7 protein-coding genes are annotated in these 12,962 nt (G+C 54.1%); 2 read left to right on the plus strand and 5 right to left on the minus strand.

What is annotated here, in order from left to right:
* Positions 1 to 862 precede the first annotated feature (862 nt).
* From Q9J32_RS09795 to Q9J32_RS09810, 4 genes are all read right to left on the minus strand, one after another.
* Positions 863 to 2,314: a DASS family sodium-coupled anion symporter gene (locus Q9J32_RS09795; protein ID WP_301884938.1), complete on the minus strand. Its 1,452-nt coding sequence runs from the start codon at positions 2,312 to 2,314 to the stop codon at positions 863 to 865.
* A 94-nt stretch (positions 2,315 to 2,408) separates the two neighbouring features.
* A complete protein-coding gene (locus Q9J32_RS09800) occupies positions 2,409 to 3,662 on the minus strand; it encodes a complex I 51 kDa subunit family protein (protein WP_301884941.1) in 1,254 nt (417 codons plus the stop codon).
* On the minus strand, positions 3,659 to 5,287 hold the full coding sequence (locus Q9J32_RS09805) for an FAD-binding protein (RefSeq protein WP_301884944.1): 1,629 nt from the start codon (positions 5,285 to 5,287) through the stop codon (positions 3,659 to 3,661). Before Q9J32_RS09805 ends, Q9J32_RS09800 begins: the two co-directional genes overlap by 4 nt.
* A complete protein-coding gene (locus Q9J32_RS09810; protein ID WP_118793195.1) occupies positions 5,287 to 5,925 on the minus strand; it encodes a 2Fe-2S iron-sulfur cluster-binding protein in 639 nt (212 codons plus the stop codon). The genes Q9J32_RS09805 and Q9J32_RS09810 overlap by 1 nt, the downstream gene beginning before the upstream one ends.
* Before the next feature lie 807 nt (positions 5,926 to 6,732).
* Between Q9J32_RS09810 and Q9J32_RS09815 the strand changes: the two genes are divergently transcribed.
* Together Q9J32_RS09815 and trkA are read left to right on the plus strand one after the other, a co-directional pair.
* Complete coding sequence (locus Q9J32_RS09815; protein ID WP_301884947.1) at positions 6,733 to 8,256, plus strand: fumarate hydratase; 1,524 nt, start codon at positions 6,733 to 6,735, stop codon at positions 8,254 to 8,256.
* A gap of 97 nt (positions 8,257 to 8,353) precedes the next feature.
* A complete protein-coding gene (gene trkA, locus Q9J32_RS09820; protein WP_301884950.1) occupies positions 8,354 to 9,766 on the plus strand; it encodes a Trk system potassium transporter TrkA in 1,413 nt (470 codons plus the stop codon).
* Positions 9,767 to 10,170: 404 nt separating this feature from the next.
* Here trkA and Q9J32_RS09825 read toward each other — a convergent pair whose 3' ends face one another.
* Positions 10,171 to 12,870: an autotransporter outer membrane beta-barrel domain-containing protein gene (locus Q9J32_RS09825; protein ID WP_301884952.1), complete on the minus strand. Its 2,700-nt coding sequence runs from the start codon at positions 12,868 to 12,870 to the stop codon at positions 10,171 to 10,173.
* Positions 12,871 to 12,962 lie beyond the last annotated feature (92 nt).

The raw sequence follows: 12,962 nt of genomic DNA on the forward strand, positions 1-12,962 counted from the left end.
CTAGAGGCCTAGGACACTGCCCTTTCACGGCGGCAACCGGGGTTCGAATCCCCGTGGGCGTGCCAATTCAAAAACCTGCTTGTTTCAAGCAGGTTTTTTTATTATGAGCCGTCATTCCCGCAACTCTTCGTTATTCCCGCAAATTTTCGTCATTCCCGCGAAAGCGGGAATCTAGAATCTCAAATTTTCAGACAACCTTTGAATATTGCCGCCGCCCGAAAATCTAGATTCCCGCCTGCGCGGGAATGACGGTCGTGCGGATGCGCCGCCATCACGACTTTCCGTGACTTTTCGTCATTCCCGTGAAAACGGGAATCTGGAATCTCAAACTTTCAGATAATTTTTGAATATTGCCGTTGCCCGAAGGTCTGGATTCCCGCCTGCGCGGGAATGACGGTTTGGAAATTACCCGAAACCCAAAAAAACCGAAACCGAACACACTAGATTCCCGCTTTCGCGGGAATGACGGCGGAGGGGGCGATGCTGTCTGAAGCCCGACAAGGCATTTGATGCCGTCTGAAACCCCGTCATTCCCCTGCTGTCCGCAACTCTTTGTCATTCCTGCAATTTTTCGTCATTCCCGCGAAAGCGGGAATCTAGAACCTCAAACTTTCAGACAACCTTTGAATATTGCCGTTGTTCTAAGGTCTGGATTCCCGCCTGCGCGGGAATGACGATCTGGAAATTGCCCGAAACCCAAAAACAACTGAAACCGAACACTCTAGATTCCCGCTTTCGCGGGAATGACGGAATTTTAGGTTTCTGTTTTTATGGGAATGACGGCAGAGAGTGGACGATGCCGTCTGAAACGCGAAACGGTTTCAGACGGCATTTTTGCCTTAACATTCAAACAGCCGGCGGTTTACCAATAACCTAAAGCTTTCCACCACAAAATGCCGACTGTGGCGAAAATCAGGATTTCGATAACGCTCATAATGAAGCCCGCCTTCCACCATTCGCCCATATTGACGTAGTTTGAGCCGTAAATCACAGGCGCGGAACCGGTGGCGTAGTGGGTCAGCGACATCATTATGCCGGTGGCGGCCGCCATCATCAGGGCAAACAGCATAGGCGGCGCACCCAAGGCGAGACCTGCACCGTAAAACGCGCCGAACATCGCGGTAACGTGTGCCGTGCCGCTGGCGAAAACGTAGTGGGCGTAGAGGTAGGCAAGCATCAGCAGGGCGCAGCCGGCTTCCCAACCCAAACCCAAATGGGCGATGCCGCTTTGCATGGATTCGGACAGCCAGCCGATAAGCCCCAGTTTGTTGAGGAAGTTCGCCATCATCACCAAGGCGGCAAACCAAACGATGGTGTCCCACGCGCTTTTTTCCTTCAGTGCGTCGTCCCAAGTCAGGACGCCGCTCAAAAGGCAGAGGCTCAGCCCGAGGAAGGTGGTGGCGGTGGCATCGACTTTCACGCCGGCCAGCATTTCGGGAATGCCCGCCCACAACAGCAGCAGGATCACGAAAATGCCGAGCATCATTTTTTCGTCGCGCTTCATCGCGCCCATTTCTTTCAGTTTTTCTTTGGCAAGGGCGGTCGCGTCAGGCGTTTGTTTGATTTCGGGCGGATACAGGAAATACAGCACCAGAGGCATCAGCAGCATCGCAATCAGGCCGGGTACGATCATCGCCAAGAACCAAGTGCCCCAAGAGAGTTGGATTTGCGAATTGGTGGCTTTGGCAACCAGTTCGACGACCAACGGGTTGGGTGCGGTGGCAGTGATGAAAATCAGGCAGGTAATCACGTTGGCGTGAAAGTTGACCAGTGAAAGGTATTTGCCGATTTTGCCTTCCGTCCCTTTTTCGGGATCGGAGTCGAAACTCAAGGCGATGGATTTCATAATCGGATGCACAATCGCCCCGCCGCGCGCGGTGTTGCTCGGCGTTACCGGGCCGATGACCAAGTCCGCCAATGCCAGGCTGTAACCCACGCCCAGCGTGCGTTTGCCGAAAAGGGAAATCAAAAGGTAGCCGATACGCATCCCCAAGCCGGTTTTCAACAGGCCGCGCGAGATGATGATGGCGATACCGATCATCCAGATTAACGAGTTGTTGAGGCTGCTCAAAGCGTCTTTGGTCGCGTCGGCGGCTTTTTCGTTGGTTACGCCGGTCAGCGCGACCAGGGTAATGCCCAAAACCGCCATTGCGCCGATGGGCATGGCTTTGCCGATGATGCCGGCGATGATGCCGACGAACAGTGCCAGAAGATGCCACGCATCGGGCGATACGCCTTGGGGAACGGGGATAACGAACCAGATAAGCAGCGTCAGCGCGAGCGCGGCCGCCGCAGGGATTGGCTTGAAGCCCATATTAGTCTCCTAGTTTGAAGTATCGGGAAAATCGGGTTTCAGACGGCGTGTGCCTGATTTTGGCGGGGGATGCCGTCTGAAACGCCTTACCGGCTTAATCCTGCTCCGCCGGCAGTCCGTACTCTTCGGGGAAGGTACGCATCGAGCTTTGCAACACGGTAACCGCGCCGTCAATCAGGCCGCAGCGGCCGCTTCGGGGCAGCAGTTGGCACAGGCTTTGCAGGGCGCGGAGGTCGTCTGAAGTGCCGATGCCGGTATCCACGCGGTTGAGCAGGCGTGAAAGTTGGAACGTACCGCCTTTGCACGGCGGGCATTGTCCGCATGAGTTGGCAGCAAAAAACTCCACATATTCAGATACTTTACGCACCACACTCGTGCCTTCGGAAATCACAATCATCGCACCCGTACCGAGGCTGGATTTGCGTTCGCGCACGGACACGAAGTCCAATGGCACATCCAAATCTTTGGCAGTCAGAAGCGTGTTTGACGGGCCACCGGTGAAGACGGCTTTAAACGTGCGGCCTTCAAGCATACCGCCGCCGTGATCGAAAATCAGTGATTTCAGCGTTGTACCCATTGGCAGCTCGTACAGGCCCGGGTTCAATACGTCGCCGGAGAGCGAGTAGAGTTTCGTACCTGCGGCATCGCCCAAACCCAGCGATTTGTACCATTCCGCGCCTTTGGCAAGGATTTGCGGAATATTGGCGAAGGTTTCGGTATTGTTGATTAGGGTCGGTTCACCGTTGACACCGCTTTCCGCAGGGAAAGGCGGCTTGCGGCGCGGGAACGGGAAACCGCCTTCCAACCATGAAATCACGGCGGTTTCTTCGCCGCCGATGTAGCGGCCTGAAGTTTCGACCAATTTCAGGTCTAAAGGTTTGCCCAGATAGTTTTCGATGCGGATGAACAAATCGCTTTTTTTCCATTGCTCGATGGCGGGCGTGATGGAAGCGATGGATTCGGTTTGATGAGGGTTGACGTACAAAACCGCTTTGTTGGCGCGGCAGGCGACGGCGGCAATCAATACGCCTTCGATGACTTGGTGCGGCGTTTTCGCCAGCAACACGCGGTCTTTGAACGTACCCGGTTCGTCTTCGTTGGCATTGCAGACGACGTATTTGTCGCCGTGTTTGCTTTGGGCGGCAACCGCCGCCTCCCATTTGCGCCAGGTCGGGAAACCTGCACCGCCCATACCGCATAGGTTGGCATCTTGCAGTTTGGAAACAATGCTTTGAGGATCGGCAAGTGCAGCCAGCAGGCCTTCGCCGCCGCCGACTTTGCGCCACGCGGTCAAATCCGCACCGACTTGGCGGGACGGGTGCAGTAAGTTTTGATTGGCTTGGTTCATGATTGTTGCTCCTGCAAACCGGCGTGTTCGCGCAGATCGAATTTGCCGTAGTCGGGATATAAAACGGGGGCTTTGATGTCGCCGGTCAGTCCGGCGCGGGTCATTTCGCGTTGCAGATCGTGGACGTGTCCGACACCGCCGCGCACTTTTTTCAGCGGCAGGCCGCAATTTGCCGCAGCTTTACCGGCACGGCGGCCGAAGCTGATGATGTCCAAAAGCGCGTTGCCCATCAGGCGGTTGCGGCCGTGGATGCCGCCGGTTACTTCGCCGGCGCAATAGAGGCCTTCGACGCAGGTCGCGCCGTCGCCGTTGATTTCGACACCGCCGTTTTGGTAGTGCAGGGTCGGATGAATCATTACAGGCTCGACGGCGGGATCGATGCCGCATTTATGGGCGACGTGGCCGAGCGTAACCAAACGGTTCAATACATCAGGATCGTTTTCAATCAGGCGCGGGGTGTCGAGGAACACGCCGACCTGTCCGTCGCGTACTACACCGCGACCTTCGCGGCACTCGCGCAAAATGGCGGCGGCAACAACGTCGCGCGGCTGCAATTCGTCAACGAAACGTTCGCCCAAGCCGTTGACCAGTTTGGTGCCTGCGGAACGCACGGCTTCGGAAATCAGCGCGCCTGCCAAGTGCGGCGGATGGGCGACGCCGGTCGGATGGTATTGGAAGGAATCAATGTCGCGCAGTTTCGCGCCGATGCGGTATGCCATCACCAGACCGTCGGCGGTTGCGCCGTAGTGGTTGGAAGTGGCGAAACCCTGCAAATGCAGCCGCCCGCTGCCGCCGGTTGCCAAGACCACGGCTTTGGCGTGCACCAATACCAAAGAGCGTTTTTCCAAATCGTACAAAATCGCGCCGACGCAGCGGCCGTGTTCGTCCGACAATAATTCGATGGCGGGGTGGCGGTTGAGTTGCGTGATGTTTTCGTCGAGTTCGACCGCCTCGCGCAGGACGCGCATCATTTCAAGGCCGGTAAAGTCGCGGTAACTCAAAATACGCGGCACGGTCGTACCGCCCGCGCGTTTTCGGCTTAGCATACCGTTGCTGTCCGCGCCATTGGCAAGGTCGAAGGTCATGCCCAAACCAATCAGCCAGCGGATGGCGGACGGCGCGTCGGTAACCATTTGTGCCACCAATTCTTTTTTGCCTGCGTTGTGGCCGCCTTTGACGGTGTCGTCAAAGTGCTGTTGCAGGCTGTCTTCCGCGCCGACTGCCGCCTGAATGCCGCCTTCCGCCATTACGGTATTGCTGTCGCCGATACGCAGCTTGTTCGCCATAATCACACGCGCGCCTGCTTCGGTTGCAGACAATGCCGCCGCCGCACCCGCGCCGCCGCCGCCGATAACCAGTACGTCGGTGTTCAAATGTTCCGCGCCAGACAAATCATAATCGTCAATCAGGGACCGGCTGATTAAGAGTTTCGCCAAATCAGGATGGCAGTAATCGCCGGCGTTCGGGCCGATGGGCAGCTTCACGCGTGCATTTGCCTGATAATCGGGATGGAATTGGCTCAGTAATTCGTTTTTTTCCGGCAGGTCGCCGCGCAGTTCCAATGAGGATGCACGCAGGTTGGCAAGGGCGGTTTCGTAGTCTATGCCTTGTATTTCGTTCGCCATCACACTGCCTCCCCTTCAAATTCGACTTTCATTTTGCCGCTGTCGATTTCGCGCAGGCGGCGCATCAAATCCACAGGGCGCAGCGTGCGCGCCGCTTTCATACGGCGGGCGAACAGGCCCAAGTGGTTCGGACGGATGTGTTCGGGGCAGGAGAGGGTGCAGAGGTTGCACATCACGCATTGGTCGAAGGTCAAAGCCGCCGCGCCGAAATCGCCGGATACCACCTGCGCCACGCCGTTTTCCACTTCCAAACCTTTTGGGCAGGCACGGTTGCAGCCGCCGCAATGACGGCAGTTTTGCGCTTCGGGGAAGGCTTTTGCGGTGTCGTCCAGCCAGTTCCAGCCGTCGCCGACCTCGCCCACGTCGTAATACTGGATATGCTCGGGGATGAAGTAGTCCAAGAAACTGACCTGCATCCCTTCCTCTACTTTGGTTTCACACGCCAGCGCGGTGGTTACCTCGCGCTCGCCTTCCTTGCGTATCATGCAGCGGCACGAACCGCACACGCCCTGCCCCATGCAGCCGACATTGGCGGTAATCGCGCTGCCGGAACGGGCGTAGGCTTGGATAATGGACGAATCGGCGGAGGCCTTGACCTCGTGTCCGTCTATGGTCAGGGTTAACAAATTTTCACTCATGGCAGTGTCCTGTTGGAAGGATAGTAGATTCGGTATTGTGTATTTTTGTTACACAAGAGAAACAATAACTTCCTCTCGCGCACTATGAATATGTTTATAACTTAATGTTTCTTATGTGAAACATAGTTTATCAGAATTTGCGCCTTATCGTTACTAAACTACAAAATTGCCATAGAAACATATATTGTTGACAAAATTTATGTATGAAATTTTAAAATATACTTACTTTTCAATAAGATTATAAAGAATGCCGTCTGAAAAGCAGAAAAAACAAACAGAAAAATACAATCCATTCTCATTATTGCAAGACGGTAAAAAATACATATATTGCTGTAATATATGTATTTTTTTGAAAATTCTGATATTTGGAAAATAAGTTGTAAAATTTCAAAAAGTCAAATGCGTTTGACTTCAGTCAAAATTTCCTCTTTCGTATATGACAACTCCCTGCCGTCGTTATATCCTTTAATCGATTGAAATCAGTTTGAAATTATTGAGAATAATTTTTATGCCGTTAAAACGGATATTCGGACAGGTTCGGACGGTATTTATAAAAAACCTAAAATTACCAAACATATTTGTAGTTTTATTTCTACCTCAAGCAACAGGCAAAGATTACGAATATCAAAACCCGAGTAAAACAGTATTTTATTAAAACAAATTGATAATCAAGAGATTAGAATTATGTATTGTCTTTACCGTACAAACGCTGGCACTATTTCAACCTGATAAAAAAACAGCCTTCAAAAAGGTTGTTTAAAACAGCAGCAAATACTTACCGCTACAACCTTGAAAAGGAACACAATCATGACCGTCATTAAACAGGAAGACTTTATCCAAAGCATTTGCGATGCCTTCCAATTCATCAGCTATTACCATCCGAAAGACTACATCGACGCGCTCTATAAGGCGTGGCAGAAGGAAGAAAATCCCGCCGCCAAAGACGCGATGACGCAGATTTTGGTCAACAGCCGCATGTGTGCCGAAAACAACCGCCCCATCTGTCAAGATACCGGCATCGCAACCGTTTTCCTCAAAGTCGGCATGAACGTCCAATGGGATGCGGACATGAGCGTCGAAGAAATGGTTAACGAAGGCGTGCGCCGCGCCTACACTTGGGAAGGCAATACGCTGCGCGCTTCCGTCCTCGCCGACCCTGCCGGCAAACGCCAAAATACCAAAGACAACACGCCCGCCGTCATTCATATGAGCATCGTGCCGGGCGACAAAGTCGAAGTAACCTGCGCGGCAAAAGGCGGCGGTTCTGAAAACAAATCCAAACTCGCCATGCTCAATCCTTCCGACAACATCGTCGATTGGGTGCTGAAAACTATCCCGACCATGGGCGCGGGCTGGTGTCCTCCCGGCATCTTGGGCATCGGCATCGGCGGCACGCCTGAAAAAGCCGTGTTGATGGCGAAAGAATCCCTGATGAGCCACATCGACATTCAAGAGTTGCAGGAAAAGGCCGCGTCCGGCGCAGAATTGTCCACCACCGAAGCCCTGCGCCTCGAACTCTTTGAAAAAGTCAACGCGCTGGGCATCGGCGCGCAAGGTTTGGGCGGTCTGACCACCGTGTTGGACGTGAAAATCCTCGATTACCCGACACACGCCGCATCCAAACCGATTGCCATGATTCCGAACTGCGCCGCAACCCGCCACGTCGAGTTCGAATTGGACGGCTCAGGCCCGGTCGAGCTGACCCCGCCGCGCGTCGAAGACTGGCCCGATTTGACTTACAGCCCCGACAACGGCAAACGCGTCGATGTCGATAAACTGACCAAAGAAGAAGTGGCAAGCTGGAAAACCGGCGACGTATTGCTGTTGAACGGCAAAATCCTCACCGGCCGCGATGCCGCACACAAACGCCTCGTCGATATGCTCGACAAAGGCGAAGAATTGCCCGTCGATTTCACCAACCGCCTGATTTACTACGTCGGCCCCGTCGATCCGGTCGGCGATGAAGTCGTCGGTCCAGCAGGTCCGACCACAGCCACCCGCATGGACAAATTCACCCGCCAAATGCTCGAACAAACCGGCCTTTTGGGCATGATCGGCAAATCCGAACGCGGCGCGGTGGCGTGCCAAGCCATTGCCGACAACAAAGCCGTGTACCTGATGGCAGTCGGCGGCGCGGCATACCTCGTGGCAAAAGCCATCAAATCCTCCAAAGTCTTGGCATTCCCCGAATTGGGTATGGAAGCCATTTACGAATTTGAAGTCAAAGATATGCCCGTAACCGTCGCCGTGGACAGCAAAGGCGAATCCATCCACGCCACCGCCCCGCGCAAATGGCAGGCGAAAATCGGCATCATCCCCGTCGAATCTTGAGGCACAATGCCGTCTGAACGCAAAATCTGCCTTCAGACGGCATTTCCGCCCCCGGTTGCGGTACAATCCCCCATTTCATCACCCGGCGACCCATACCGTGAAAATCCTCATTTTAGGCAACGGGCAGGTAGGTTCTACCGTCGCACAAAACCTTGCCGCCATACCCAACAACGACGTAACCGTTATCGACATCGACGAAAAAGCATTGCAGGAAACAGGCAGCCGCCTAGATGTCCAAACCGTTTTCGGCAACGGCGCATCCCCCTTCACATTAGAACGCGCCGGCGCGGAAGATGCCGACTTGCTGCTCGCGCTCTCCCGCAGCGACGAAACCAACATCGTCGCCTGCAAAGTTGCCGCCGACCTGTTCAACATCCCCGGCCGCATCGCGCGCGTCCGTTCCAGCGAATACCTCGAATACCTCAGCCCCAAGCTCGAAAACAACGAAAACGGCAGCCTTTCCATATTCGGCATAACCGAAACCATCAGCCCCGAACAGCTCGTTACCGAACAGCTTGCCGGCCTGATAGACTGCCCGGGCGCATTGCAGGTTTTACGTTTTGCAGACGACCGCGTGCGGATGGTCATCATACAGGCGCGGCGCGGCGGGCTGCTCGTCAACCGCGAAATCGCCGACATCGCCCAAGATTTGCCCGACGGGGCCGACTGCCAAATCTGCGCCGTTTACCGCAACAACCGCCTCATCGTCCCCGCGCCGCAAACCGTCATCATCGAAGGCGACGAAATCCTGTTTGCCGCCGCTGCCGAAAACATCGGGGCGGTCATACCCGAATTGCGCCCCAAAGAAACCAGCACCCGCCGCATTATGATTGCCGGCGGCGGCAACATCGGCTACCGCCTCGCCAAGCAGCTCGAACACGCATACAACGTCAAAATCATCGAATGCCGGCCGCGCCGTGCCGAATGGATAGCCGAAAACCTCGACAACACCCTCGTCCTGCAAGGTTCGGCAACCGACGAAACCCTGCTCGACAACGAATACATCGACGAAATCGACGTATTCTGCGCCCTGACCAACGACGACGAAAGCAACATTATGTCCGCCCTTTTGGCGAAAAACCTCGGCGCGAAGCGCGTCATCGGCATCGTCAACCGCTCAAGCTACGTCGATTTGCTCGAAGGCAACAAAATCGACATCGTCGTCTCCCCCCACCTCATCACCATCGGCTCGATACTCGCCCACATCCGGCGCGGCGACATCGTTGCCGTCCACCCCATCCGGCGCGGCACGGCGGAAGCCATCGAAGTCGTCGTACACGGCGACAAAAAAACTTCCGCCATCATCGGCAGGCGCATCAGCGGCATCAAATGGCCCGAAGGCTGCCACATTGCCGCCGTCGTCCGCGCTGAAACCGGTGAAACCATTATGGGCCACCATACCGAAACCGTCATCCAAGACGGCGACCACATCATCTTTTTCGTCTCGCGTCGGCGCATCCTGAACGAACTGGAAAAACTCATCCAAGTCAAAATGGGCTTTTTCGGATAAACCGCCCCATTCCGGACACATTGCCGCCGCATCGTGATGCCCCATCCCCCCGTTTGCCGTCATTCCCGCGCAGGCGGGAATCAAGTGTGTTCGGTTTCGGTTTTTTTTTGGGTTTTCGGGTAATTTCCAAATCATCATTCCCGCGCAGGTGGGAATCCAGACCTTTGGGCAACAGCAATATTCAAAGGTTATCTGAAAGTTTGAGGTTCTAGATTCCCGCTTTCGCGGGAATGACGAAAAGTGGTGGGAATGACGGGGTTTCAGACGGCATTGGATGCTTTGATGCTTTGGTGGGCTTCAGACGGCATCACCCGCCTGTTTTGATATAGCAGCAAACCGCCCCGACAAAAAACAATCCGGAACGCGTCTGACCGTTCCGGATTGTTTTCAGGCGCATCCGCGCATCAGAACATACTGCGCACGCCCATATTGACCTGCCAATTCTGCCGCATCTTGTGCATCGAAGACCTTTGCGCCTCAAAATAAAGCTGCCGTCCGTTTCCGGCATTGCGGCTGACCACGCCCAAGCCGTATTCCAACCAGCCGCCCCGGTGTTTGAATTCCTCTACGGCAGAGCCGTTGAACCTGTGGCGGATCGTGCCGATAAACTCGCGTTTGTACATCAGCTTGCCGTAGATGTTCAGCCTGCCGCCGTCCAAACCGTCCACGCCCGCCCGAAAGCCGAACCGCCCCATCAGGCTGCGGAAGTTGTCTGTTTCGGCAGACAGCCCGTTTGACAGCGAAAAGCCGTAGCCGCGCGTAAACCAGTAGGACAACTGCGCTTCCGGCTGCCACCAATAGGTTTTGCCGCCGTCTTGTTTTTCCATCCGCCTGCCGGTTTCGGCGGAAAGCATATAGGCATTCAGGCGCGCCTCGTCCGACTCGACATGGACGCCGGAGTAATTGGTCAGCCCGTAGCTGCCCTTATATCGGGCGATGTTGGCGACCAAATCGTAATAGGCCCTGCTTTCCCGGTTGAGCCAGGTGGAATAAACGCCTGCCGTCCTGCCGTAGATTTTGCCGATGCCGGCGTAGTCTTCGGGGGTGTAGGACGATTGGAGGTGGCGGAGCATCAGCCCTTTGTAATGAATCCATTTGTCGCCGAACCCCGTCCGGTTGAAGCCGCCGGCAAAGCCCCAATAGCGGTTGCTGTAACCGCCCACGCGGTAATCGCTGCGGCTGCCGGCGAATTTTCCGCCGACGCGTTTGATCCAGACGTTGTTGTCTTCCTGCGGCGTTCCGTCGGCGTGGATTTCGCCCATACGCTGCACCAGCGTTTCATCGGAAACCGCGTTCAACTGATATAACGCCTCTCCGAAAAGGACGCCGCTCGATGCGCCCGTTGACAATGTGGACGCGAAAAGGTAGAAATCCCGCTTGCCGTCGGGAGTAATTTCGACATATTTGGAGTTTTCCGACTCGCCCAACTTAAAGCACCACGCCCCCTGTTCCGTACATTTGACGTGCAGTTTATAGGATGCCCCACCGCCTGCCGACCCCTGATTTTCGACCAGCTTTAAAAATTCCTTGCCGGTCGTTGGTGCCTTGGCATTGTCTTCATATTCGATGATGTGTACGCCTTCGCTGCCTTCGCGCGTAATCAGCTTGTCCGACTTGCCGCTCACGATGTTGCCCTGCATCTTGAACACGCCGCCGTTTCCCTTCAGGCTGGATACGGAGACGTTTACATTCCTGCCGCCGTCTGAAAAGCTCACTTCCGCGCCGTTGCTGATGTCCAAGCCGTTGATTTTTGAAGTATTCTGTACATTCCAGCGCGCGCCGTCCTTCATCGTCATATTGATGGATGACACGCTGTCTTTACGGTTTTCCTCAAACAGGGGTTGTCCGCTTGGCGGATTATCGGGGTCGTCGGGATCGCCGGTATATTGTCGTTTGCCGATATGGGCTTCCCCGTTGAGATAAGAATTTTTGTTTTTCAGGCTTAAATTTATCACGCCGCCGTTGAGGACGTGGATGTCGCCGTCGATTTGCACCGTTCCGTCGCCCTTGATGTCCACGCTGCTGTTTTTACCGTCCACATTCAAAGCGTCGCCGATGGATTTTTGTTTCCCACTTTCTTCAAGCACCGGCTGCACGTCGATTTTGACATCGCTATGGAAGGTGGCGCGGTTGTACGAATCTTCCGGCACATCCTCGCTGGTGCTGCTTTTTTTCGGCAGGTTTCCCACATAAACACCGTAGTTTTCGGCATTCTTCTGATTGCCGCGATCCACCTTGATGCTGACCCCGCCGTGAAAATCCATTTCGGTCTGGTTGACGACCGTTTTTCTCGGTCCCGACGTGTTGATGGTTACATTCTTATATTGCGTTATCGAGATGCCGCGCCCGCGCAACGTTCCGGATTTGACGTATATGTTCAGATTGGAACCTGCTTCCGACTCGATTTTGGTATGGTTTTTGTATCCTTCGGAATATTTGGTTGTATTATTCTTAAATAACTGTATGCCGTTCAGTGCGTCTGGGCTGCCTGCTTTGGCGCCGTCTGTATAAAGATAGTTGTTTCCCTTAAAGGTCAGGGTTGTGTCCGACATACCGTAAGGGTTTGTCAAAGTGTCGTTTGCGAAAACGGCATCCGTTGAAGAGCTATTTTTGACGGATACGTTTTCCAAGGTAATGTCGTTGCCCTTTGCCTCATAGGTTTTGTCTGCAAACAAAATCCCGGCATTTGGAACACTTGACGAAAGCGTGTATCGACCGCTGCTCACCGACCCTGTAGCTCTTATCTTTTCGATGGTCCAATGCGCGGGCTCTTTCAACACTTCGCCCCTTGCATCTTTCAACGACGCTTTACCACTTACATCTGTCAAATCTTTTTCACCGAGAGAAGGGTTGCCCTTGACGATAATGATATTTTTCGCGCCTTTGCCATTGGCGGCAATAACCAGGGAATTAATCGGCTTAACGGCAGTTGCGCCCGAATAATCTAAAGTATGTTCGTTGGTCTGATTTCGGTTCGCTGCTACTGCCGCCGTATGATTGGTGTTTTCAATAATGCCGTTATTGGTGGCGGCAATGCTTTCTTCCGTACCCGCAGCCAGCAGGCAGGAAGAAAGGAGGCAGCGGGCGATTGTTTCATCTTTCATAAGTTTTCCACACTTCTTGCATATTATCTTTAATTTTATACCAATCGGGTAATCTAATCAAAAAAAAAAAAAAAAAAAAAAAAAAAAAAAAA

It is taken from the genome of Neisseria uirgultaei, from assembly GCF_962719845.1.
Classification (GTDB): Bacteria; Pseudomonadota; Gammaproteobacteria; order Burkholderiales; family Neisseriaceae; genus Neisseria; species Neisseria bergeri.